The 24,260-nt window shown below is 41.9% G+C and carries 26 protein-coding genes; 21 read left to right on the forward strand and 5 right to left on the reverse strand.

From position 1 onward, the window contains the following. Positions 1 to 89 precede the first annotated feature (89 nt). The 5 genes from ACQKKK_RS02110 (at position 90) to ACQKKK_RS02130 (ending at position 5,171) form a co-directional block, all read left to right on the forward strand. The gene (locus ACQKKK_RS02110) at positions 90 to 1,166 is read left to right on the forward strand and encodes an AI-2E family transporter (RefSeq protein ID WP_427613723.1); all 1,077 of its coding nucleotides are present in this window, start codon (positions 90 to 92) and stop codon (positions 1,164 to 1,166) included. Between the two features lie 305 nt (positions 1,167 to 1,471). Beyond that, positions 1,472 to 4,108 carry an alanine--tRNA ligase gene (alaS, locus tag ACQKKK_RS02115; protein WP_427613725.1) on the forward strand — a complete coding sequence of 879 codons (2,637 nt, stop codon included), beginning with the start codon at positions 1,472 to 1,474 and terminating at the stop codon, positions 4,106 to 4,108. 66 nt (positions 4,109 to 4,174) lie between these two features. Then, positions 4,175 to 4,444, forward strand: coding sequence for an IreB family regulatory phosphoprotein (locus tag ACQKKK_RS02120; RefSeq protein WP_034311358.1), 270 nt, complete (start codon positions 4,175 to 4,177; stop codon positions 4,442 to 4,444). Further along, positions 4,444 to 4,869, forward strand: a complete 426-nt coding sequence (gene ruvX, locus ACQKKK_RS02125; protein WP_061464156.1) for a Holliday junction resolvase RuvX — start codon at positions 4,444 to 4,446, stop codon at positions 4,867 to 4,869. The genes ACQKKK_RS02120 and ruvX overlap by 1 nt, the downstream gene beginning before the upstream one ends. An 11-nt stretch (positions 4,870 to 4,880) precedes the next feature. Further along, positions 4,881 to 5,171, forward strand: coding sequence for a DUF1292 domain-containing protein (locus ACQKKK_RS02130; protein WP_034308630.1), 291 nt, complete (start codon positions 4,881 to 4,883; stop codon positions 5,169 to 5,171). Positions 5,172 to 5,232: 61 nt separating this feature from the next. On the opposite strand, the gene ACQKKK_RS02135 is transcribed toward ACQKKK_RS02130, so the two are convergent. Next, on the reverse strand, positions 5,233 to 5,388 hold the full coding sequence (locus ACQKKK_RS02135; protein WP_185147948.1) for a hypothetical protein: 156 nt from the start codon (positions 5,386 to 5,388) through the stop codon (positions 5,233 to 5,235). Positions 5,389 to 5,726: 338 nt separating this feature from the next. Here ACQKKK_RS02135 and mltG point away from each other — a divergent pair, with 338 nt between their 5' ends. The 8 genes from mltG to ACQKKK_RS02175 all read left to right on the forward strand — a co-directional run bounded on the left by mltG (position 5,727) and on the right by ACQKKK_RS02175 (position 14,105). Then, positions 5,727 to 6,863 (forward strand): endolytic transglycosylase MltG, encoded by a 1,137-nt coding sequence (mltG, locus tag ACQKKK_RS02140; protein ID WP_427613726.1) that lies wholly within the window; start codon positions 5,727 to 5,729, stop codon positions 6,861 to 6,863. 284 nt (positions 6,864 to 7,147) lie between these two features. Then, positions 7,148 to 7,813, forward strand: coding sequence for an O-methyltransferase (locus tag ACQKKK_RS02145; protein ID WP_427613728.1), 666 nt, complete (start codon positions 7,148 to 7,150; stop codon positions 7,811 to 7,813). Beyond that, complete coding sequence (locus tag ACQKKK_RS02150) at positions 7,800 to 8,729, forward strand: peptidase U32 family protein (RefSeq protein WP_427613730.1); 930 nt, start codon at positions 7,800 to 7,802, stop codon at positions 8,727 to 8,729. Before ACQKKK_RS02145 ends, ACQKKK_RS02150 begins: the two co-directional genes overlap by 14 nt. A 32-nt stretch (positions 8,730 to 8,761) precedes the next feature. Further along, on the forward strand, positions 8,762 to 10,033 hold the full coding sequence (locus ACQKKK_RS02155; RefSeq protein WP_427613731.1) for a peptidase U32 family protein: 1,272 nt from the start codon (positions 8,762 to 8,764) through the stop codon (positions 10,031 to 10,033). Position 10,034: 1 nt separating this feature from the next. Further along, a complete protein-coding gene (udk, locus tag ACQKKK_RS02160; RefSeq protein ID WP_427613732.1) occupies positions 10,035 to 10,673 on the forward strand; it encodes a uridine kinase in 639 nt (212 codons plus the stop codon). A 304-nt stretch (positions 10,674 to 10,977) separates the two neighbouring features. Beyond that, complete coding sequence (greA, locus tag ACQKKK_RS02165; RefSeq protein ID WP_427613733.1) at positions 10,978 to 11,457, forward strand: transcription elongation factor GreA; 480 nt, start codon at positions 10,978 to 10,980, stop codon at positions 11,455 to 11,457. 122 nt (positions 11,458 to 11,579) lie between these two features. After that, complete coding sequence (locus ACQKKK_RS02170; RefSeq protein WP_427613735.1) at positions 11,580 to 13,331, forward strand: peptidoglycan D,D-transpeptidase FtsI family protein; 1,752 nt, start codon at positions 11,580 to 11,582, stop codon at positions 13,329 to 13,331. A gap of 87 nt (positions 13,332 to 13,418) precedes the next feature. Further along, positions 13,419 to 14,105 (forward strand): DUF1510 family protein, encoded by a 687-nt coding sequence (locus tag ACQKKK_RS02175; protein WP_427613736.1) that lies wholly within the window; start codon positions 13,419 to 13,421, stop codon positions 14,103 to 14,105. A 67-nt stretch (positions 14,106 to 14,172) separates the two neighbouring features. Here ACQKKK_RS02175 and ACQKKK_RS02180 read toward each other — a convergent pair whose 3' ends face one another. Beyond that, entirely contained in the window at positions 14,173 to 14,385 is a 213-nt protein-coding gene (locus tag ACQKKK_RS02180) for a DUF2536 family protein (protein WP_061464144.1), read from the reverse strand. Between the two features lie 704 nt (positions 14,386 to 15,089). On the opposite strand from ACQKKK_RS02180, the gene ACQKKK_RS02185 reads away from it, so the two are divergent. From ACQKKK_RS02185 to ACQKKK_RS02210, 6 genes are all read left to right on the forward strand, one after another. Then, on the forward strand, positions 15,090 to 15,728 hold the full coding sequence (locus ACQKKK_RS02185; protein WP_427614050.1) for a class I SAM-dependent DNA methyltransferase: 639 nt from the start codon (positions 15,090 to 15,092) through the stop codon (positions 15,726 to 15,728). Positions 15,729 to 15,744: 16 nt separating this feature from the next. Beyond that, the gene (mtnN, locus tag ACQKKK_RS02190; protein WP_427613738.1) at positions 15,745 to 16,440 is read left to right on the forward strand and encodes a 5'-methylthioadenosine/S-adenosylhomocysteine nucleosidase; all 696 of its coding nucleotides are present in this window, start codon (positions 15,745 to 15,747) and stop codon (positions 16,438 to 16,440) included. Between the two features lie 93 nt (positions 16,441 to 16,533). Next, positions 16,534 to 17,460, forward strand: coding sequence for a PLP-dependent cysteine synthase family protein (locus ACQKKK_RS02195; protein ID WP_427613740.1), 927 nt, complete (start codon positions 16,534 to 16,536; stop codon positions 17,458 to 17,460). A 1-nt stretch (position 17,461) separates the two neighbouring features. Continuing rightward, entirely contained in the window at positions 17,462 to 18,598 is a 1,137-nt protein-coding gene (locus ACQKKK_RS02200) for a bifunctional cystathionine gamma-lyase/homocysteine desulfhydrase (protein ID WP_427613742.1), read from the forward strand. Positions 18,599 to 18,713: 115 nt separating this feature from the next. Next, positions 18,714 to 18,980, forward strand: a complete 267-nt coding sequence (locus tag ACQKKK_RS02205; RefSeq protein WP_427613744.1) for a YrhC family protein — start codon at positions 18,714 to 18,716, stop codon at positions 18,978 to 18,980. Positions 18,981 to 19,472: 492 nt separating this feature from the next. Further along, positions 19,473 to 19,613, forward strand: a complete 141-nt coding sequence (locus tag ACQKKK_RS02210; protein WP_427613746.1) for a YrzI family small protein — start codon at positions 19,473 to 19,475, stop codon at positions 19,611 to 19,613. Between the two features lie 470 nt (positions 19,614 to 20,083). Here ACQKKK_RS02210 and ACQKKK_RS02215 read toward each other — a convergent pair whose 3' ends face one another. Further along, positions 20,084 to 20,272 carry a hypothetical protein gene (locus tag ACQKKK_RS02215; RefSeq protein ID WP_427613747.1) on the reverse strand — a complete coding sequence of 63 codons (189 nt, stop codon included), beginning with the start codon at positions 20,270 to 20,272 and terminating at the stop codon, positions 20,084 to 20,086. A 98-nt stretch (positions 20,273 to 20,370) separates the two neighbouring features. On the opposite strand from ACQKKK_RS02215, the gene sigK reads away from it, so the two are divergent. After that, the gene (gene sigK / locus ACQKKK_RS02220) at positions 20,371 to 21,093 is read left to right on the forward strand and encodes an RNA polymerase sporulation sigma factor SigK (RefSeq protein ID WP_061464138.1); all 723 of its coding nucleotides are present in this window, start codon (positions 20,371 to 20,373) and stop codon (positions 21,091 to 21,093) included. 192 nt (positions 21,094 to 21,285) lie between these two features. Here sigK and ACQKKK_RS02225 read toward each other — a convergent pair whose 3' ends face one another. Continuing rightward, on the reverse strand, positions 21,286 to 21,588 hold the full coding sequence (locus ACQKKK_RS02225) for a hypothetical protein (RefSeq protein WP_427613749.1): 303 nt from the start codon (positions 21,586 to 21,588) through the stop codon (positions 21,286 to 21,288). Positions 21,589 to 21,747: 159 nt separating this feature from the next. Between ACQKKK_RS02225 and ACQKKK_RS02230 the strand changes: the two genes are divergently transcribed. Next, on the forward strand, positions 21,748 to 23,538 hold the full coding sequence (locus ACQKKK_RS02230; protein WP_427613751.1) for a M3 family oligoendopeptidase: 1,791 nt from the start codon (positions 21,748 to 21,750) through the stop codon (positions 23,536 to 23,538). 66 nt (positions 23,539 to 23,604) lie between these two features. Here the strand turns inward: ACQKKK_RS02230 and pssA are convergent, their stop codons facing one another. After that, positions 23,605 to 24,144 carry a CDP-diacylglycerol--serine O-phosphatidyltransferase gene (gene pssA, locus ACQKKK_RS02235; RefSeq protein ID WP_427613753.1) on the reverse strand — a complete coding sequence of 180 codons (540 nt, stop codon included), beginning with the start codon at positions 24,142 to 24,144 and terminating at the stop codon, positions 23,605 to 23,607. Positions 24,145 to 24,260 lie beyond the last annotated feature (116 nt).

The raw sequence follows: 24,260 nt of genomic DNA on the forward strand, positions 1-24,260 counted from the left end.
GAAGGGGTGTCCTGCTAATGAGGGCACTCTTTTTTATGTATGAAAACCTTCCGCCTTTCGAAGAATAAATGAGCGGGAGGTGTTTAATTGTGAGTATTCGTCTTAAGTGGTTTTATCGCCTGGGTTTTTTATTGCTCTTATTTTTCGTCATCTATATTTTTATGAAACTTAAGCCCATGTGGGGACCTGTCGTTACTGTTTGTGTGACAGTACTGCTGCCTTTTTTGGTGGGTGCGTTCATCAGTTACTTGTTGCACCCTGTAGTGGAGTACTTAAATGATAAAGGGATGCGCCGATGGCTTTCAATTACGATCATCTATTTGCTGTTTTTCGGAGGGGCTGGCCTTGCTGTTTATAAAGGTATTCCAGTAATGGTCAGCCAGGTTCGAGAGCTGTCGGAAAGCGTACCGGAACTGGTTGAACAGTATAGGAGCCGGATAGATAAGCTCAATCATCAAACGGCGGCCTGGCCGTTCGGAATTCATGAAAGATTCGAAGAAGGCGTCATCCTTTTTGAAGCCTGGCTGAAGCGTATGCCCGAAAAGGCGATGGAGTATGCGATGAAGATGATTGATTTCATCGTACTGATTGCGTTGATTCCATTTATTGCTTTTTATATCCTGAAAGATTTCACGGCATTAAAAAAAATGGCATGGTATATGACACCGAAAAAATGGCGAAAGCAGGGACGGGCATTCGTTCGTGATGTGGATGCGTCGCTTGGCGGCTATATTCGCGGACAAATCATCGTTTGTGTCGTGATCGGTTTAATTTCCTCGCTGCTTTTCTGGATAGTCGGAATGCAATATCCGCTGCTTTTGGGGGCGATAATCGGAATAACGAATGTTATTCCCTATTTCGGGCCCATAATCGGGGCCATTCCTGCAGTTATAATTGCCGCGACAATGTCAGTGAAAATGGTGTTGATCATTGCGGCCATCGTGCTTGTACTACAATTCCTCGAGGGGAATATCCTGTCGCCGCTAATAGTCGGTAAAAGCCTCCATATGCATCCGCTGTTCATCATGCTTGCATTATTGGCCGGTGGTGAAATAGGCGGCATTACGGGCATGGTCCTTTCGATTCCCATTTTGGCTGTGTTGAAAGTTTTTGTACTGCATGCCCGCGTTCACTTTAGAAAGAAGCCATCCCTTGTTGACAAATAAAAGTCTTGTGAATATAATCCATTACATAAGATAATTCGTTGAAGGATGAAGTATGCTGAAGTCCATCTAAAAGAGAGGGGTCCCCTAGGCTGAAAGGGACTGCAAGGTGAAGAGCAGCAGAAAGCTAGTCCTGAGAGCAGCTAATACCTGCCGTCATGCCGCGTTAAGGCTTTTATGAAGGTGATGGACATGGGGTTTCCCTGCGTCCATAATCAGGGTGGTACCGCGAGTTAACTCTCGTCCCTGTTTTTGGGATGGGAGTTTTTTGTGTGCTCAAAATTACATAATTTAAAAGGAGGATATATATGAAGTATTTAACTGGTGCTCAAATCCGCCAAATGTATTTAGATTTTTTTAGTGAAAAAGGCCATAACATCGAACCAAGTGCGTCATTGGTTCCTCATGAAGATCCATCATTGCTTTGGATAAATTCCGGGGTTGCGACTTTAAAGAAATATTTCGATGGACGGGTGATTCCCGAAAATCCAAGGATTACAAATGCACAGAAGGCCATCCGTACAAACGATATTGAAAACGTGGGGAAAACCGCACGTCATCATACGTTTTTCGAAATGCTCGGTAACTTTTCCATTGGTGAATACTTCAAAGAAGAAGCCATCACATGGGCTTGGGAGTTTTTGACGGATGAAAAATGGATTGGGTTCGACAAAGAGAAATTAGCTGTGACCATCCATCCTGAAGATGATGAAGCATTCGAACTCTGGAATAAAAAAATCGGTGTTCCTGCTGAAAGAATCATTCGTCTGGAAGAAAACTTCTGGGATATCGGTGAGGGTCCAAGTGGCCCGAATACAGAGATTTTCTATGACCGCGGACCAGCATACGGAGATGATCCGAATGACCCGGAACTATATCCAGGCGGGGAAAATGAACGTCATCTAGAAGTTTGGAATCTTGTGTTTTCTCAATACAACCATAATCCTGACGGCTCTTACACACCGCTTCCAAAGAAAAATATTGATACGGGCATGGGACTTGAACGTATGGCTTCCGTCGTTCAAGATGTGGCGACGAACTATGATACTGATTTATTCATGCCAATCATCCGGGCAGTCGAAGAGATCTCTGATGTGAAATATGGTGTCGATGCAGAAAAAGATGTTGCATTCAAGGTCATTGCCGACCATATTCGTACGGTAGCCTTTGCGGTAGGTGACGGGGCTCTTCCATCCAACGAAGGGCGCGGTTATGTATTACGCCGTTTGCTTCGCAGAGCGGTTCGTTATGCGAAGCAAATCAACATCAATCGTCCATTTATGTTCGAGCTTGTGACGGTCGTTGGCGAAATCATGAAAGACTTCTACCCTGAAGTTCTTAACAATAAGGAGTTCATTGCAAAAGTAATCAAGAATGAAGAGGAACGCTTCCATGAAACTCTAAATGATGGGCTGGCCATCCTTTCTGAAGTCATTAAAAAGGAAAAAGCAAAAGGCGGAAAAACCATTCCGGGCAGTGATGCATTCCGTTTATATGACACATATGGCTTCCCTATCGAGTTAACGGAGGAATATGCAGAAGAAGAAGGCATGACGGTCGATCAGGCTGGATTTGAAAAAGAAATGGATGCACAGCGCGAACGTGCCCGTTCAGCGCGTCAAGATGTTGATTCCATGCAAATCCAAGGCGGGGTATTAGGCGATATTAAAGTTGAAAGTGAGTTTGTCGGCTATGATCAAGTTGCTGTCGAAGCCAAAGTTTCTGCCATCATTAAAAATGGCGAGCTTGTAACGGACGCACAAGAAGGTGAGGAAGTTCAGGTGATACTGAACAAGACTCCTTTCTACGCGGAAAGCGGTGGTCAAATAGCTGATAAAGGAACGATGGCTAATGAATCCGTTAAGGTGGATGTCCATGATGTTCAAAAAGCTCCAAATGGCCAAAATCTACACCGTGTAACTGTGGCTGCCGGCACTTTAACATCAGGTTCTGATATCATTGCTGCGGTGAATCAAGAAAATCGCATCCATATCACGAAAAATCATACAGCGACACATCTTCTGCATCAGGCGTTGAAAGATGTGCTAGGTACACATGTCAATCAGGCAGGTTCACTCGTACAAGCTGAGCGCCTTCGCTTCGACTTCTCTCATTTTGGCCAGATAACGGCGGAAGAGATTGAGCGGATCGAAACGATTGTGAATGAAAAGATTTGGCAGAGCCTTCAAGTGAACACTGATTATAAAAACATTGAAGAAGCCAAAGCGATGGGCGCAATGGCCCTGTTCGGCGAAAAATACGGCAAGATTGTCCGTGTCGTGCAAATAGGCGATTATAGTCTTGAACTTTGCGGTGGCGTTCACGTCCCGAATACCGCGGTAATCGGCTTGTTCAAAATCGTTTCAGAAAGCGGCATCGGTGCGGGAACTCGCCGGATAGAAGCGGTAACAGGTGCAGGGGCATACACATTGATGACTGATCAAATTGGTGTCTTAAAAGACGCGGCTGCTAAATTGAAAACGAACTTGAAAGATGTACCGTCAAGAATTGAAACGGTCTTGGCTGAAGTGAAGGATCTTCATCGTGAGAATGAAAGCCTGACTGCAAAATTAAGTAATATTGAAGCAGGAAGCCTTGTTTCCAACGTAAAAGACGTAAATGGGGTTAATGTATTGGTGGCAAAGGTTCAAGCTACCGACATGAATAACCTTCGTGCCATGGCGGATGATTTGAAACAAAAGCTCGATTCTGTCATTATCGTATTAGGATCGGCCCAAGATGATAAAGTCAATTTGATTGCCGGTGTTACCAAGGATTATATCGATCGCGGTTTCCATGCAGGTAAATTGATCAAAGAAGTTGCTTCCCGTTGCGGCGGAGGCGGCGGCGGACGTCCAGATATGGCCCAAGCCGGCGGAAAAGACCCAGAAAAATTGGATGCAGCACTTAATTTTGTTGAAGAATGGGTCTTATCGATTTCATAATCAATGGAAAGTGTTGTACAATGTAGATATTAGTGGATTCTGGACGCTGAGGAGAGGTGCATGTTAATGAGTTCCTTTGATAAAACGATGAAATTTAATTTTCCTGAAGAACCATTCGAAAGAGATGTACAAGAAGTATTGTCTCAAGTGTATGTTGCACTTCAGGAAAAAGGTTATAACCCGATCAACCAGATTGTCGGTTATCTATTATCTGGTGACCCGGCCTATATCCCGCGCCATATGGATGCTCGAAACATTATTCGTAAGCTTGAACGCGATGAAATCATCGAAGAATTGGTTAAGTCGTATCTTAAGAACCATCGAGAGGAATACTAATGCGCACAATGGGACTTGATTTAGGTTCAAAAACCATCGGCGTTGCCGTGAGTGACGCGATGGGGTGGACTGCACAAGGATTGGAAACGATCAAAATTAACGAAGCTGGTAATGACTTCGGCTTTAAACGTCTCAATGAAATAATAAAAGAGCATGAAATTTCTAAAATTGTCCTAGGTTTACCTAAAAATATGAATGGAACCGTTGGACCGCGAGGCGAGATCAGTCAAGATTTCGCCAAACGATTAGAAAAAAAATTCAAGCTGCCTGTGTTTCTCTGGGATGAACGGTTGACAACTATGGCGGCTGAACGTGTTCTTCTTGAGGCGGACGTGAGCCGAAGCAAACGCAAGAAAGTCATTGATAAAATGGCAGCTGTCATGATTCTGCAAGGTTTCTTGGACAGACAAACAAATTCAATATGAGGTGAATACAAATGGAACACGGCGAAAACAACATTACAGTAGTAGATGAAAACGGAAACGAGCAGCTTTGCGAAATCCTTTTCACATTTGACTCAGATAAATTCAACAAATCTTATGTACTTTATTATCCAATGTCTGCAGAAGATGAAGAGGAAGAAATTGAAATCCACGCTTCATCATTCGTACCAAGCGAAGATAATAAAGATGGTGAACTTACACCGATCGAAACCGAAGAAGAATGGGATCTGGTTGAAGAAATGTTAAATACATTCCTTGACCAAGAAGAAGCTGAAGAAGAATAAGAATAGAAAAAACCGACCTCGATCAAGGTCGGTTTTTTTTCATTTATGTACCAGTAAACCTTTATCTTTTCTCTACGAATAAAAGAATAAAAGTAGCGAGCGGACCCAAAAATAATGATAGCAGGAACCAATTCAATGCCGTTCTATTTTTACCTTGAGCAAGTCCGGCGTTTATGAGTGCCAATGTCCCCCAACCTACAAAATAAGAATTATCCAACTCCTTCACACCTTTCTTCAGCTTATAATTAATAATAGCATTCCTTCATGCATATTCCTGTCATTGCCTGAAATTCCTTACACATGCAGGGGAACAAATTTGAGGGCATTTTTAAGCTAATGAGAAAATTATGTCACTATTTTCCTATTAAATAACATCTGTATATTGACAAAACTAGTGCATTTTTGCCATAAATAGAGTAGTAATCAATGTAGTTTTGCAAAAACCATGTAATTATTTGTTGATTTTAGTATAATGTTCGAAGCAAAGTTTAATTAAAGAAAGCATCACCTAGAAACCATTCTGTAGTTGGTGTGAGTTTGGCAGGGGGAATGAAAATGGATGAAAAAGATAAAAATTTATCTAAAAAGGAACATATCCGAATGAAATTGTTAGAACGGCAAGGAGAAGCCAGGCTTGTGCGTAAAATCATCATGATTACGATAGCTTCGCTTATTTTACTAATTGGGATAGTTGGTCTTGTGGGCTTTTTATATATCAACTCAGCCATGAAACCAGTCGATCCTGATGATGACACCATCAAGAAAGTGAAAATCCCAATCGGATCTTCCGTGAACGAAATTTCAACACTGCTTGAAGAGCAGGGTATAATCAAGGACGCACGCGTATTCAAATATTATATTAAATTCCGAAATGAATCCGGTTTTCAGGCAGGTGAGTATAAATTGTCACCTTCCATGCCAATCGAAGATATCGTCACAAGCATTAAAACCGGGAAACTCATGAAAGAAGCTGCATTGAAGATAACGATTCCTGAAGGAAAGCAGCTTATCCAGATTGCCGATATCATTGCAGTGAAGACGGATGAAGATCCGAAAAAGGTCTTTAAGGAATTGAATGATAAGAAATTCGTAAAGTCCATGCAAAAGAAATATCCGGAGCTTTTGACGTCGGAAATTGAAAATAAAAAGGTTTTATATCCACTTGAAGGGTACCTTTTCCCAGCTACATATGACTTTTATGAGGAAAAGCCGACATTGGAATCCATAGTCACCGAGATGCTGAAGAAAACGGAAGAGACATTGCAGGCATACGAGACCCAGATGGACAAAAACGATTATTCCGTACACCAGATGCTGACTTTCGCTTCGCTTGTCGAAGAAGAAGCCACGGCAAAAGTTGATCGCGGAAAGATAGCTTCCGTCTTTTATAATCGTATGAAGGAAGATATGCCGCTTCAAACGGATCCGACCGTTCTGTATGCAAAAGGTTCACATAAGAGTAAGGTGTATTACAAAGACCTAGAGGTGAAGTCCCCGTATAATACGTATAAGAACAAGGGGCTGCCGCCAGGACCGATTGCCAATGCCGGAACGACCTCGATCGATGCGGTATTGAAACCTGAGAAAACGGACTTCCTATACTTTTTGGCAACACCTGAAGGGGAAGTCCTTTACTCCAAAACCTTGGATGACCACAATAACAAAAAGGCAGAGCATATTTCCAATAAATAAATAAAAAAATTGCAAAGCGACTGAGGGGGGAGAGATATTACTTTCCCCTTGTTTTTATGATAGAATAGTACAAGTGAATTTTAGATCCGATTTTTATCGGTGACGTAACTCGGCGAATGCCGGGTTTTATTTTGAAAGATAAGGAAATGTAGATCGTCAAGCATACTTGTTTCAGCTCCTTGTGAAAAATTGCAGGCATTTAAAGAGAAATCTTTTTTTGACCGATCAATTTCTTCATGTACTGACCAAGCGCTTTCGTTTTTCTTATAATTGGAGGAAACGTTTTGAACGGAAAAATAGAACAATATCTTCATTCCTTAATTCCGGAGCGTACGGGTTTGATTAAGGAGTTGGAAGATTTTGCAATGGAGAATAGCGTGCCGATCATGGAGCCGGAAGGTATTGAGGTGCTGCTTCAGATTTTAAGGCTTCATCAGCCTAAGGCGATTTTGGAGGTAGGTTCGGCCATTGGCTATTCGGCTATAAGAATGGCTGAGACCCTTCCGGAGGCTCAAATCGTTACACTTGAACGGAATGAAGCCCGTATTGAGCAGGCAAGAACTAACTTTGAGAAGGCTGGACTGTCCGAAAGGATTACCCTCATTGAAGGTGATGCCCTTGAAGCAGGACCGAAAGTCATGGAACATGGTCCGTTTGATATCATCTTCGTTGATGCAGCTAAAGGGCAATACAAGCGGTTCTTTGAACTGTTTGAACCAATGCTTGCAGATGCTGGCATTATCATTACGGATAATGTTTTATTTAAAGGCTTGGTTGCCGAAAATATTGAAGAAATGGAAATGACGAGACGAAAGCGAGCTCTCATCAAAAAAATCAGAGACTTTAACATCTGGTTACATGACCATCCTCATTTCGATACCGTAATTTTGCCGATTGGAGATGGCGTGGCCATAAGTAAACATAGAGGTGACAAAAATGAAAAAGCCTGAATTACTCGTGACTCCAAAAAGTGTCAATCATATAACAGAACTCATCGATGCAGGAGCAGACGCCTTCGTCATTGGCGAACAACGTTATGCCCTTAGGCTGGCAGGGGAGTTCAATCGTGATGATGTCAAGAAGGCGATTGAGCTTGCACATGCCGCAGGCAAGAAAGTGTACGTGTCCATGAACGCCATTTTCCATAATGAAAAAGTGGACGAGCTTGAAGAGTATGTCACATTCCTTAAGCAGACTGGTGCTGACCGGATCATATTCGGCGATCCAGCAGTCTTAATGGCTGTCCGTGCCGCGGCACCTGATATGCCCCTGCACTGGAATACAGAGATGACGGTAACGAACTGGTACACATGTAATTATTGGGGGAAACGCGGTGCTGTCCGTGCCGTGTCTGCCCGTGAAATAAGTCTGGACGAGATAGTGGAAATGAAGGAAAATGCCGAAGTGGAGATTGAAGTGCAAGTGCACGGCATGACGTGTATGTTCCAATCGAAGCGTACGCTTCTGGGAAATTACTTTGAATACCAAGGCAAGTCATTGGAAGTGGAAAATCGGAAGGAACATAGAAATATGTTCTTGCATGATAAAGAACGTGAAAATAAATACCCGATTTATGAAGATGAAAATGGTACACATATCATGAGTCCGAATGATATGTGCATGATTGATGAACTTCAGGAATTGATTGAAGCGGAAATTGATTCCCTTAAAATCGAAGGGGTATTACAAACACCGGAATATATCATCGAGATGACAAAGTTATATCGGGAAGCGATTGACGTATGTGCAGAAGATCCTGACCGTTATGATGATATGAAATCGGAACTATTTGAAAAAGTCAAAGCGGTTCAGCCGGATAGTCGTGAGTTGGATACAGGATTCTTCTTTAAAGAATCGGTTTATTAAAGAAAAGGGTAAGAGAAAGAGGAGGAATAGCCTTGAATGCTATTGCTGATAAAATTTCCAAGATCGTTGATGGAAAGAGAGTCATTATAAAAAAACCGGAATTGCTGGCTCCGGCTGGCAACCTGGAAAAATTAAAAATCGCCGTCCATTACGGCGCAGATGCCGTATTCATTGGCGGGCAGGAATATGGTCTTCGTTCCAATGCCGGCAACTTCACGTTTGAGGAAATGAAGGAAGGCGTCGAATTCGCTAAAAAGTATGGTGCTAAAGTATATGTAACAACAAATATCTTCGCACATAATGAAAATATCGATGGTCTTGATGAATATCTGGAAGGTCTTCAGGATGCTGGTGTTCATGGAATTATCGTTGCTGATCCATTAATCATTGAAACTTGTAAGCGGGTTGCTCCTAACGTTGAGATCCATTTAAGCACACAGCAGTCTCTATCGAATTGGAAGGCTGTTCAGTACTGGAAAGAGGAAGGTCTGGAGCGTGTTGTTTTGGCACGTGAGACAAGTGCTGATGAAATTCGTGAAATGAAGGAGAAAGTCGATATTGAAATCGAAGCGTTCGTTCACGGTGCAATGTGTATTGCCTATTCTGGACGCTGTACGCTTTCAAACCATATGACTGCACGTGATTCGAACCGCGGCGGCTGTTGCCAGTCATGCCGTTGGGATTATGATTTATATGAATTAAATCAAGATGGGGAAAAGGCTTTATTCGATAAAGAAGATGCTCCATTCGCAATGAGTCCAAAAGACCTGAAGCTGATTGAATCCTTGCCAGGCATGATTGAAATTGGCATTGATAGCTTGAAAGTCGAAGGAAGAATGAAGTCCATTCACTATATTGCTACAGTTGTCAGTATCTATCGTAAAGTGATTGATGCGTATTGTGCCGATCCGGACAATTTCAAGATTAAACAAGAATGGCTGGAAGAGCTTGATAAGTGTGCAAACCGTGAGACGGCATCATCGTTCATGGAAGGGGAAATTCCTGGGTATAAACAGCAAATGTTCGGGAATCATACCGTAAAGACTCGCTTCGACTTCGCGGGACTGGTGCTTGATTACAACGAGGAAACTCAAATCGCCACCATGCAGCAACGTAACTTCTTCAAGGCTGGAGATGAAGTGGAGTTTTTTGGACCGGAAATCGAAAATTTCACTCAAAAAATCGGTACGATCTGGGATGAGTCAGGTAAGGAGCTGGAGGCAGCTCGCCATCCGCTTCAAATTGTCCGCATTCAAGTAGATAATCAAGTTTATGTGAACAATATGATGCGGAAGGAGAATTGACATGACAAGGAAAAAACCAGTGGTCATCGGAGTTACCGGAGGGTCGGGATCAGGTAAAACAAGTGTTACTCGTTCGATTTTTGAATTCTTTCAAGGACATTCGATCTTGATGATCGAACAAGATTATTACTATAAAGATCAAAGTCATCTGCCTTATGAAGAGCGGTTGAAAACGAATTATGATCACCCTCTGGCATTTGATAATGATTTGTTAATCGATCACCTTAACGCATTGCTGCGCTATGAAACGATAGAAAAACCAGTTTATGATTATTCGATCCATACACGTTCAGAAGAAGTCGTCACAGTTGAGCCACAGGATGTCATCATCCTTGAAGGGATTCTTGTACTGGAAGATGAACGCCTTCGAGACCTGATGGATATGAAACTGTATGTTGATACTGACGCAGACTTGCGGATACTCCGTCGGATGACCCGTGATATTAAAGAACGCGGCCGTTCCATAGATTCCGTCATCGATCAATACATCAGTGTCGTTCGCCCGATGCATAATCAGTTCATAGAACCGACGAAGCGTTATGCCGACATCATCATTCCAGAAGGCGGTCAAAACCATGTGGCGATTGACCTTATGGTGACAAAAATTCAAACAATCCTTGAACAAAAGTCTTTTTTGTAATAACATAGCATAAATAATGATATGTGCCATTTTCCTCCGTTTTTTTAAATAATCCCATTTATTTATTGGGAAAGACTGGACAAATGTTGGAAAACGCAATACTCTATTCTTGATACAGAACGAACCGGCTGCTCACCGCAGTCGGTTTATATACTAAGGAACGGATGTTTCTTAGTATTAATGCGCGTACTTTTTAATTCGCGCAATTATATATTTTGACTCGAGTATTTGGGTTAAGCACTTATAGTACATAAACTTGTCACAGCAAATGCTTGCTGTAAAGAATTAGAAGGAGTGAAGGGTTTTGGCAATTGAAAAAGAGTATCCAATGACTAAAGAAGGAAAGTTAAAGCTTGAACAGGAACTGGAACAATTAAAAACGGTTAAACGTAAAGAAGTGGTGGAGAGAATTAAAATCGCCCGCAGTTTTGGGGACCTTTCCGAGAACTCGGAGTACGATTCCGCAAAAGAAGAGCAGGCATTCGTTGAAGGACGTATTACAACAATCGAAAATATGATCCGCAATGCTAAAATCATTGAAGAAAGCAATGATTCGAATACAGATACAGTTGCACTTGGAAAGTCGGTAACATTCGTAGAACTTCCAAATGGTGACGAAGAAACATATTCCATCGTAGGAAGCGTTGAAGCTGACCCATTCGAAGGGAAAATTTCCAATGATTCTCCAATCGCGAAAAGCCTAATAGGGAAAAGGGTCGGCGACAAGGTATCGATCATGACACCTGGCGGCGAGATGAGCGTCAAGATTGTATCCATCAGCTAAATACGGCTTAAGAGGGTGTCCATAGGGACATCCTTTTTTTTATCAAAAAAATGACTTGATAAATTTGTTCATAATTGTTTAAAAATTCGCACCTCGTCAACAATGGTTACGAGGTGTATTTTATGAAAAAGAAACGAATGAGGTTGCTGGCTATTTTTTTGACCACTTTCATGCTGATGCTCATAGGAAGGCTCGCCTACATCCAACTTGTATCGACAGAATCTTTTTCAAAGCATGATGTGAACCTAATAGAAGCAAGTGTGAATCAGCGTTCACAGATATTAAAGATTGATGATGGGCGTGGAAAGTTCTATGACAGAAATGGGGAACCACTAGCACATGAAGAGATCCCGACACTCGTCCTATTTCCATTTTTGAAAAAAATGACATGGCCTATAGATGAAATTGCCTCGATAATAGGCAGATCGGAAGCGGAGTTGAAACGGGCAATTGAACAAGCGGATGAACCATTCGTATTTGGCGGAGAAGAACCGATAGAGTTGACGTCCAGCCAATCGAAGGCAATCAATCAATTGAAGATTCCCGGGGTCTTTGCCGTGAAAGAGAAATTATATCACGATCAAACCCCTGCAGCGCAATTGATCGGCACGACGAATATATCAGATGCGGAAAAGAAAAAACGTTATCCCGACATTAATTTATCTCCTGAAACGAAAATCGGCAATACGGGACTGCAAAGGACCTTTGATGAGTTCTTGCTTTCCGCTGGGGAATCGAAGCTCGTTTTTCACGTGGACGCCAGCGGAGGCCCAATGTTCGGTGTCGATGTTAAATACGTGGAACCAGCGAATCCCCTGTACCCAGTGAAGGTAGTAACGACCATTGATAAAGAGATTCAGGAAAAAGCGGAGAAGCTAGTCGATGATCGCGGGATAAAAAAAGGCGGTCTCGTACTGATCGATATCGAAAAAAGTGAAATTGTTGCAATGGTATCACGCCCGGCGCTCGATATAAAAGATCCGAATGGCGAAGGGGCCGTCAATATGATGCTGACTCAAAAAACGCCAGGTTCCGTCTTTAAAACGGTCACGGCAGCAGCGGCCATCGATTATGAAGCGGCTAGTCCTTCCAGGACATTTAATTGTAATTTGACGATTGACGGGAAAACGGATAAACAGAGGGAACTGGGCATGCTTAATTTTGAAAATAGCTTTGCCCAAAGCTGTAACAGGACGTTTGCCGAATTGTCACAGGAAATTGCTGAAAAGGATCCTGACTTTTTGGATAAATACGCAAAAATGTTAGGGTTGATTGGTGAAACGGGCTGGCAAGGGGATGTATATCACACGGAAGTTACCCAGTTGCATCATGAACAAACCGGGAAGGTCTGGCATGATGACGATTTAAAAAAGGATCCCAAAATGATTGCCAAAACAGCAATTGGCCAGCAGGATGTCCAGACGACACCACTCGCTATAGCGAATATGATGGCAACGCTTGCCCGCGGTGGCAAGAAGGAACAGGTCAAAGCCGTTTCTAAGGTTGAATTTAACAATAGTACGACGGTAGTCGACTTTCCCGATCAAAGTATTGGCGGTGAGACACTTTCCCCATATACAACGATGAAGATGCAGCACCTTCTGAGGAAGGTCGTAACGGAAGAAAAAGGGACGGGTGCTTCCTTGAGAGATTTGCCTGTAGAGGTAGCGGGCAAGTCTGGTACAGCTCAGACGAATATTGAAAAAGGGGAGCTCAATAAATGGTTTGCCGGCTACTTTCCATATAAAAATCCCCAATATGCTCTAGTTACCGTAAGTTTTGAAACGAAGGAAAACAGTTCCAGCATGACGCCTCTTTTTTCAGATATTGTAAAAGTCTTGTACTCCAAGGACCAGGACAAGAGCGAGAATTGACGAAAAGTGTAGGAAACCCTTCCCTTCTATCTCTAGCTAAATCATGTTAAAATGAGGCAGTAAGAAATGGTAAGGGAGGAATGGACCTTGGGCTCACGTTTTAATCAGAGAGATCAAAAAAGAAAAGTAAATAAAATATATAATATAGCAATCACCATCGTTTCCATTTTAATCGTCATTGTAGCTGTCACCATTTTCTTAAGTGATGATGGCACTGAATCAAAAAAAGCCACGACTGAACCAAAGCAAATTTCCGGAAAACAGGGAAAAGTAGTGGACAAACCTGCTGGGAAAAAGGAAGAAACAGATTCAGAGAAGGAAGAGGCAGAAGAAGATAGTAAAGCAACAGAAGATGGTAAAGCAACGGAGGAAGATACCGAAGAGAAGTCTGAAGATGGAACAGACCCAGAAAAAGCAGGGGATGCCAAACTTGTAGAAGTGGAAGGCAGCGGAGATGGAAATGTCGCGGCAACATATACGAGTGAGGGCTGGAAACCAGTTGGAACTAAGCAATCAGGGGAACACACTACAAGCTTCCAAAAAGGCTCAGTCGATTGGAATGAAATGAGTAAAGCCATAGCAAGCGGAGCTGGAATCGATGAAGGAAACATGAAACTATGGTGGCTTCAAAACGGCGGTTCGCCTAACACGGCAATCGGTACCGCTTCTGAGGGAACCAGTCCTAAAACCTTCCGTGTTTATATCGAATGGGTGGACGGATCAGGTTGGAAGCCTGTAAAAGTCGAAGAGCTGAAGACAAACGATAAAAGGTAATGGATAAAAAATATTAACGAAAAACCCCCGAAAGGAATTCCAACTTTTCGGGGGTTTTTCATAGTGGTCACTTTTTGGCTTTAAAGTGTACGACTGCACTGTAAAAACGTCTGCCTTCCTCGCTTACATACATTTGGTGTGATACTGATTGAACCTGAAGCATGATCGCTTTATTTATTTCAATTTGTGATTGGATTTTTTCCTCGAGATTTTTAATGCTTTCTGCCTCGAAAAATTCTATTTTATCTTCGAATAAGTTTAAGTCTAGTTGAAAACTCATGACTATTCCCCTCCAACATTTAGATACTGTTAGTTTAACACCAATCTGAACTGAATGAATAGATTTGCCTAAAAAACAAGAACTGTTTTGTGTTTATTTCATATTATGCTTATAGGTTTTATTATCTAATTATAAAAGCTGATTTTTATTTGAAGAATGGTCGAAATCGTATGATGATACGGCGGTGACACGATATTGAGTATCAAACATTATGACAGGATATTGGAAAGCTCTCCAATTGGGCTTATAGTCACGTGCATACAAGGGATCTTATTGAAACTGCGGAAGCCTTTCCGCCGATTATTCTATATTGCATAAACCTTATTAAACTGGTAGGATAACTTTGAAAGGTATCTTATTTTACATTCCTTCCCAACATCCATGTTGATTGGGGTGACGACGATGATTTGAAATCACCCATTTCCGGTTACACAATGAAGTCCGTATCTTTGTCTAACTGGAATACTTTAATCCGGGAGGAAACCAAGGGGATATGGATGGCATTTTTACCTATCTATATGGATGAAACGAATTTGATAAGATCCATTGTGACGATTTTACAAATGGTGAAGGAATTGACGATTAAAGAGGGCTTGTTTGTCGGGTATTCTTCCGGCACGGCATTTGCAGCGGCCATGAAGGCGGCAGCCAAGGCTTCCAATGAAAGATACTTTAGAAAAAAATTTATCAGGGTGGTATATAAAATGGGCAGAGAATTTATAGATTTATTTGAGAAATGGTCGAAATCGTATGATGATACGGTTGGTGGATACGATATTGAGTATCAAGAGGTTTTTAAACATTATGATAGGATATTGGACAGCGTCACCAATCGGGTTCATGGCCATGTGCTTGAGTTCGGCGTAGGTACCGGAAATTTGACGGAAAGGCTTTTGAAGAAAGGCTTGGAGGTATCGGGAATCGAGCCATCACCTGCCATGAGAGAAATAGCGGTAAGCAAGTTGCAAGGGAAAACAGAAATTGTAGATGGTGATTTTATCGATTTTCCGAAGCCGGAACAGGTAGATTCGATTGTGAGTACGTACGCGTTTCATCATTTAACCGATGAAGAAAAAGAAAAAGCGATAGCCAACTATGGAAAGTTACTGAATACTGGTGGTAAAATAGTGTTTGCGGATACAATGTATCAATCCAGGGAAGCGCATGAACAAGCGATTTCTGATGCAAGGCAGGCAGGCTTTCATAATTTGGCGAACGATTTGCAAACGGAATATTATACGACGATTCCTTTTTTAGAAAAAGCACTTGAAGCAAATGGATATAAAGTGAACTTCGAGCGCTGCAATCAATTTGTCTGGATTATGGAGGCGGAAAAATTATAGGAAGAGGTTTTTACTAATGAAAGTAGCCATAATCGGAGCAATGGAAGAAGAAGTTACGATTTTACGTGATAAATTGGAAGGTTTGGAGCAGGTGACCATTGCCGGTTCTGAGTTCAATACAGGCACACTGAATGGTATCGAGGTCATTTTGCTTAAATCGGGAATAGGTAAAGTGAATGCGGCAATGTCCACTACGATCCTTTTAGAAAAATTCAAACCGGATGCGGTCATCAATACTGGCTCTGCGGGCGGTTATCATTCAGCACTGAATGTCGGGGATGTGGTCATATCCACGGAAGTTCGCCACCATGATGTCGACGTGACGATTTTTGGATATGAGTACGGTCAAGTCCCTCAGCTGCCTGCAGCTTTCCTCCCTGATGAAAAACTTCTCGCAATCGCAGAAGATGCAGCTAAAGAAATAGAGGATATGCAAGTGGCAAAAGGGCTGATCGTAACGGGGGATTCTTTCATGAATGATCCTGACAGGGTTGAATTCGTCAGAGGGAAATTTTCCGATTTATACGCGGTGGAAATGGAAGCGGCAGCCATTGCTCAAGTAGCTTTCCAATTCAAAACACCATTTGTCATCATCCGCTCCCTTTCGGATATCGCAGGTAAGGAGTCCAATATTTCCTTTGATAAATTCCTGGAAACGGCGGCTCTCCATTCAGCGGGACTTATTTTGAAAATGGTTGAAAAAATGAAATGAATGGTTAGTGATCAGCGGAAGTCTTCCGCTGATTATTCTTTATTGCATAATCCTTATTAAATTGGTAGGATAACTATGAAAGGATGTCCACATATGAAAGTCTTTAAAAACATTCATGAGTTGATCGGGCAAACGCCGATGATGGAAATAACCCATTTCCCGCTTCCTGATGAAGTCCGTATCTTTGCTAAACTGGAATACTTTAATCCGGGAGGCAGTGTGAAGGACCGGCTTGGTCAAGAACTTTTAGCCCAAGCGTTACAGGCCGGGAAGGTGAAAAAGGGTGGGACAATCATTGAACCGACTGCCGGAAATACTGGGATTGGCTTGGCGTTGGCGGCAATAAACAGTGGAGTGGACGTGATATTTTGTGTTCCGGAGAAATTCAGTGCCGAGAAACAGGAATTGATGCGTGCGCTTGGGGCCAAAGTGATCCAGACCCCGACAGAGGAAGGAATGACAGGAGCGATTGCGAAGGCTAAGGAATTGCTGGCTGAAATTCCAGGATCTTATTGCCCCCAACAGTTTGCCAACCCATCCAATCCTGACACCTATTATAAAACGCTGGGACCTGAAATATGGGAACAGATGGATGGCGATGTGGATGTGTTTGTTGCCGGAGCAGGGACGGGAGGGACATTCATGGGAACATCGCGATATTTAAAAGAAAAGAATGCTGCTTCTGTCAAAACGGTCATAGTCGAACCAGAAGGATCGATTTTAAACGGAGGCAAAGCAGGACCCCATAAAACCGAGGGGATAGGGATGGAATTTTTACCTGCTTATATGGATGAGACGTATTTTGATCAGATTCATACGATAAGTGATCGTGACGCTTTCCATATGGTGAAGGAATTGGCGAAAAAAGAAGGCCTGCTTGTCGGCAGTTCTTCCGGCGCGGCATTTGCAGCGGCCATGAAAGAAGCGGCCAAGGCTGCCCGGGGGACGAATATCGTCGTCATATTTCCGGATTCGAGTGAACGATACTTAAGCAAAGAAATTTATCAGGGAGGTATTTAAAATGAGAAAAAAAACACAATTGATCCATGGCGGCATTTTTGGTGATGAAAAAACAGGAGCGGTTTCGGTGCCGATTTATCAAGTGAGCACCTATAAACAGGATGGTCCGGGGAATCATCGGGGATATGAATATTCCCGTACGGGCAACCCAACCCGCCATGCCCTTGAGGAATTGATCAAGGACCTCGAAGAAGGAGAAAGAGGATTCGCCTTCGGATCAGGAATGGCAGCGATGACGGCTGTCATGATGGTGTTCAGTCAAGGTGATCATGTATTGATGACAGATGACGTTTATGGAGGGTCCTTCCGGGTCATCACTAAAGTTCTTAACCGCTTCGGGGTGGAAGCTACGTTCATCAATACGAGTGACATACACTCGATCGAAAAAGAGATCAGGGACAATACGAAGGCACTTTTCATTGAAACTCCGACGAATCCATTGTTGAAGATCACTGATCTAGCAGCGGTATCAAAAATAGCTAAAGAAAACGGCATCCTCACCATTGTGGATAATACCTTCAGTACGCCATATTGGCAAAATCCACTTACACTTGGGGCCGATATCGTGCTTCATAGCGCAACGAAGTACCTGGGGGGACACAGCGATGTTGTAGCAGGTCTTGTCGTGGTGAAGGATGAAAAACTTGGCAATGACCTTCATTTCATCCAAAACTCTACAGGGGGCGTGCTAGGGCCTCAAGATTCATGGTTGCTGATGCGTGGAATTAAAACGCTTGGAATCCGAATGGAAGAACATGAAAAAAATACATCTCGTATCGTCCGTTTCCTATCCGGGCATGAAGGCGTTTCAAAAATCTATTACCCAGGTCTTGAAAACCATCCAAACCATGATATTGCAAAAAAACAATCGCGTGGCTTCGGCGGTATGGTTTCATTCGATGTCGGCAGTGCCGAAAAAGCCGAATCCGTTTTGGGTAAAGTGAAATTCTTCACACTTGCTGAAAGTCTAGGGGCAGTGGAAAGTTTAATTTCGATTCCAGCCTTGATGACGCATGCCTCGATTCCGGCAGAGCGCCGTGCAGAGCTTGGAATAACAGATGGGTTGATTCGTATTTCAGTTGGTCTGGAAGACGTTGAAGACTTACTGGAAGACTTGGAACAGGCGCTAAAAGGATAAATCGGAAGAGGGACCGCTTCATAGCTTGCTGCCAATAATTACACCCTGCCATTTGGAATAAATATGGTAGAATGAGATAGCGATATCTTATTAGCTTGAAAGAAGGTGGAATGGCATGAAAAACCGCAAAAAACAAACGGCGGCAATGCTGCGTTCGAAAATGGTCGATTTTAAACAATTTGCGATCACCTTGCTATGTGTCGGCTCTTTCTTCTATTTAGGAACCATCCTTCCCTCTGGCGACAAAGCGATGATTGACACATATGTCTATATGGGAGCGACAATAATGTTCCTTGGCATATCCATAGTATTTTTCCGATTATCCAAAAAATATAAAAAGACCCTGGCGGAAATGGATGACCAGGACTCTTTACAACAATAGAAGAAAAACCTGATTCTTTCACGAATCAGGTTTTTTTGTTTGTCTTACGTTATTGCCCGGTATATGGGCAGATATATCATACTTATTTCCTCATTTAAGTGATAATGGCTCTTGGAAATAGGAAGAAAGAAAGAAAATTCAAAAAAATAGGCAAAAGCCGTTTACAAATATCGAATTTGTGGATATACTTACCAGGTAATAAAAAATATTCCAAAGGGAGGTCGAGGAAAATGAAATTGTATCTATATGGAATTGTCACAAATCAGATTAGCTGGTCCGTTTCAAATAACAATCACATACCATTCGACCTGTGCCAAGCGGAATATTTCTAAAGCAATTTGGCTTTATTAATCATTCAGACATAGCGGCCGCAGGGAGAAGTGTTTTATCCTGCGGCCTTTTTATATTTTAAAAAATCCCGCAGGAGGACGTAACTTTCTGCGGCCTTTTTATGCCTTTTTGTTGGGCCGCTCCCTTAAAGGAGGTGATATTATGACACTGAATATGCTTTTCTTCACCATCACGATTAAAATGAAAAAAATGACTGCCGAGGAATGTTTGCAACAGGAGAGGATCCAGAAGATCCGAGAAGAACATCTAGATAAAGCCATGAAGCATCGTCCTTTTTTCTAAAAGAGATATGAGGTTGGTATTCCATAAATGAATTTTAAGAAAGGTGGGAGGGTAATATGGATAAATTGGTGTATGTAAAAGGAGAGAAGCGTTGCTATTGGCAGGAGAAGGATACCGGCTAACGGGTCTGCCGACGTTCACAGTATAGACATGGTTGTATAAAAAAATGTTCACTTAAACAGCGGAAAAGGATGTTGGAAACATGATGAATCGAGGTGAGGAGTGATTCATCATGTTCTCAATGTAGATAACGCTAATTATCACTGAGGTCATGGAACGGAGATATCCGTAAATGTTTCCGTTGAGCCTATCAGCCGCTGAAATGAATATGTAAAAGGGAAACTCGGCACTCTGGCCGAGTTTTTTTCTTTGTTTGCATCAGCAGCATGGACCTGGTCCTCCACAACCAAACCCACATCTCGGGAACCAGCAAAACCCGAAAATGAGCAATAAAATCAAGAGGACAATAATCAGTCCATAACCAAACCCGCAACCGGATCCGGCATAACAAGGTGCAGGAGTCGGATAACCATAGCTGCACCCGTATGGTCCATAGTTATATCCCATCCTAAAAACCCCCCTTTCCTTAAAAATTCACTTTCATTATATGAAAGTTTGTCTTCGTCCGTTTGGGAATTCATCCATTCTGGTTTGAACATTTAATACTTTCATGATTTCTTTTAGTGGGACAGACACGAACAAGCCCACTGTTGCATAGGTATGAATAGGGAAACCAAAGAAACGGGGGATGAAACCAATGCCCGGAATACTTACAGCTGTCGGCTATATTATTAAAGAATTTTACTTATTAGTTTCCTATGTGAAAAACAACGCTTTTCCCCAGCCCTTGTCATCTCAAGATGAAAAGAAATATCTGAAGCTTATGAGTGAGGGAGATGGTGATGCCCGTAACATCCTGATCGAGCATAATCTCAGGCTTGTTGCCCATATCGTCAAGAAATTCGAGAATACGGGCGAAGATACAGAGGATTTGATTTCAATAGGAACAATTGGTTTGATAAAGGCCATTGAGAGTTATTCGGATGGGAAGGGTACGAAGCTAGCCACATATGCGGCGCGATGCATTGAGAATGAGATCTTGATGCATTTACGAGCGACTAAGAAAACGAAAAAAGATATTTCCCTGCATGATCCAATCGGTCAGGATAAAGAAGGAAATGAAATCAGTTTAATCGATGTACTGAAATCGGAATCGGAAGATGTCATCGATACGATTCAGCTGAATATGGAAATTGAAAAAGTGAAAAAGTATATTGATATTTTGGATGAACGGGAAAAGGAAGTCATTGTAGGCAGGTTCGGACTGGATTTAAAAAAGGAAAAAACCCAGCGTGAAATCGCTAAAGAACTTGGCATTTCCCGCAGTTATGTATCAAGGATTGAAAAGCGTGCCTTAATGAAGATGTTCCACGAATTTTACAGGGCAGAAAAAGAGAAGGAAAAGAAAGCAAAAGGATAGGAATGCTAAAATTCAAAAGAGTGCGGGGGAATTCCCCCGCACTCTATTTTTTAATATTTATTTCTGATCAAATCTGCAAATGCATGATAAATCTCGATACCCTGATAAAGGAACATACGTGAGGCGGTTAAAGAAAATACCCCTATTATAATTAGTCGGAACCACATATGAATCACTCCTCGATTTTATTTTTTATAAAATGTCAGAGTGTGCGGCAACGTAATTCGCCTGAAAAAAAACTGGACTGAGATATCGTCGGCGAAGATTTGAATGAAAGTACAGGAAACTTAAAACGGAAAATTCAAAAATGATAATAATGATAAGAGACTGCCAGGAACTAAGGAAAGGGACGAAAGGCAGTTTCTTGTCGGCCTTTTCCCAGTGATGAACATCAATATGCTCTTCAAGGGTTAGCTGCTGTCCATGATGATGGAACTGTATCGGCAGTGTCCATAGAAGAAGGATGATAGCAGACAGGTGGATAAAGAATTTCATACATCAACCACCTCTTTCCCAAGAATATATTCATCATATCATGCTTTTATTATGGGATAAATAAAAATGTTCTAAAAAATACTGAAAATTCATTTTAATTAGAAAAATATTGAATAAAGCTCTATAATTGGATTATTGATAAAAAGGGGGCAATGCAGAATGGTATATTCTTTGACGTGGGATTTGGATATCTTTTATAAAGGGGGAAGCTCTTCTAAGGAGTTCTTGCTTTTTTTAAATGAAATTAACGAAGAGGTACAAGAATTGGACCGGCTTGTTAGCAATATCAATCCAGAGGAAAACGATGATGGAGTTTTAATCCAGGCATTTGATTTTTTTAAAAATACAAATATGAAATCGTCTCAGGCCGGAGCTTTCATCGGATGTCTGGAAGCTCAAAATGCGCAGGATAAAAAGGCGGGTCAGCTGCGGATCAAACAAATGAAGATAGTCGCTTCACTAAAAATGGTGTTAAGCAAGCTGGATGAAAAGTTGATACAGCTTGATAATGCGTTTTTTAAAAAAATCCTTGAAAAAGAACCATTGAATGAATTGAAATTCGTATTGAACGAACGTCGAGAACGGGCAAAGGAAAAGCTTTCCGTTAAGGAAGAATCATTAATCACTCAATTGTCCATGGACGGTTTCGAAGGCTGGAGCCAAATGTATGATACGATTGTTGGTTCAATGACCATCCCTCATAAGGGTGAAAATCTTTCTGTAGGCCAAGCGGCGAATAAATTTTCGGATCCTGATGGAAGGGCACGGAAAGAATTATTCACTGCTTGGGAACAAGCTTGGGAGGAAAAAAGTGACCTTTTTGCCCGGACTTTGAACCACTTAGCAGGATTTCGTCTTAGTGTGAATGATAAAAGGGGCTGGGATGATATTTTGAAGGAGCCTCTGGAAATAGGGAGGATGAAAAAAGAAACCCTCGAAAGCATGTGGAATGTAATTGCCGATCATAAGGAGCCGCTTGTGAGGTTTTTACAAAGGAAGGCGGAGTTACTGGATTTGGATAAATTAAGTTGGGCGGATTTGGATGCACCGCTCGCTGTTACAGCAAAGTCCAAAGTAATGGATTATCAAGAAGGTGCAGACTTCATCGTTCAGCAATTCTCTAAATTCGGCTCTCAATTAGCACACTTCACCCAAAAAGCTTTTGAGGACAGCTGGATTGAAGCGGAGGACAGACCAGGTAAGAGACCAGGCGGTTTTTGCACGGGCTTTCCATTAAATAAGCAGTCAAGAATTTTCATGACGTACTCGGGTACCCCTTCAAATGTATCGACATTGGCCCATGAGTTGGGGCATGCGTTCCATTCTTATGCGATGAGGGAAATCCATCCATTGAACCGATCATATGCAATGAACGTAGCTGAAACTGCCTCTACTTTTGCCGAAATGGTCGTATCGGATGCAGCTGTGAAAGAAGCAGCCAGTGAGGAAGAAAAGCTGGTTCTTTTAGAAGATAAAATTCAGCGTTCCGTAACATTATTGATGAATGTCCATGCTCGCTTCTTATTCGAGACAAGATTTTATGATGAGAGGAAACAAGGATATGTCAGTGCCGAACGATTGAATGAACTGATGGTTGACGCACAAAAAGAAGCTTATGGTGATGCATTAAGTGACTATAATCCAACGTTCTGGGCTTCAAAGCTTCATTTCTATATTACAGGTGTACCATTTTATAATTTTCCGTATACATTCGGATACTTATTCTCAATAGGCATATATGCGAATGCCCTGAAAGAACCGGCAGGATTCGAAGAAAAATATATCGCCCTATTAAAGGATACTGGTTCGATGAAGGTCGAGGATTTAGCGGACAAACATTTAGGCGTTGATTTGACGACCCGGGATTTTTGGGAAGAAGCGGTTAATGCCTGCATGGAGGATGTAGAAGAATTCATTCGTTTGACCGATCCCCTTGTCCGAAAGGCATAAGATAAATTTAGTCTGAATATGAACGAAAAAAAGCGGATGTCCGGTTAAGGACATCCGCTTACTTATTTAAACTTTCTTCAGTTTAAATGGACTGACCATGAGTAATGATAATATAATCATGAGGGATAAGAAAAAGACCGGATGGAAATACGGGATTGCGAGAAAACTTAAGGTAGCGATGCAGCCTGCAACCGTAATGGGTACTCCTGTAAAATATCCATTGCTTTCACTTATATTGAAGCGTGCGAGGCGAAATGCGCCACAGCCAATATAGAAAACGGTGAAGATTGTGCCAGGTGCCCCGAATTCTATTAATATTCCTTGGTATAATAATAGAGCTGGTGCAACGCCAAAAGAAATGATGTCACACATGGAATCAAGTTGCTTACCCAATTCCGATTCAATGTTAAACTTACGTGCAACCATACCGTCAAAGCGATCTGCAAGGGCAGCCAAGAAGATTAAAAGCAAGCTTAAATTCAATTGGCCGTGCATCACGGCAATTATCGCAAATCCACCAAGGGATAAATTAATTAAAGTAAGTATATTTGCTGTTTGTGCTTTCACTTTTTTAATGGTTTGATCTAGGGCGTGTAATAAAAACATCTTTTCACTCCTTTCAAATGAAACAAAATAAAACAAAATATAATAAACCATAAGTATTTATTATATAATAATATTTTATTTAACACAATTTATGCAAGTGATTTTTGAATAATTTT

Origin of the sequence: Peribacillus sp. NPDC006672, assembly GCF_050274955.1 — a bacterium.
Classification (GTDB): Bacteria; Bacillota; Bacilli; order Bacillales; family DSM-1321; genus Peribacillus.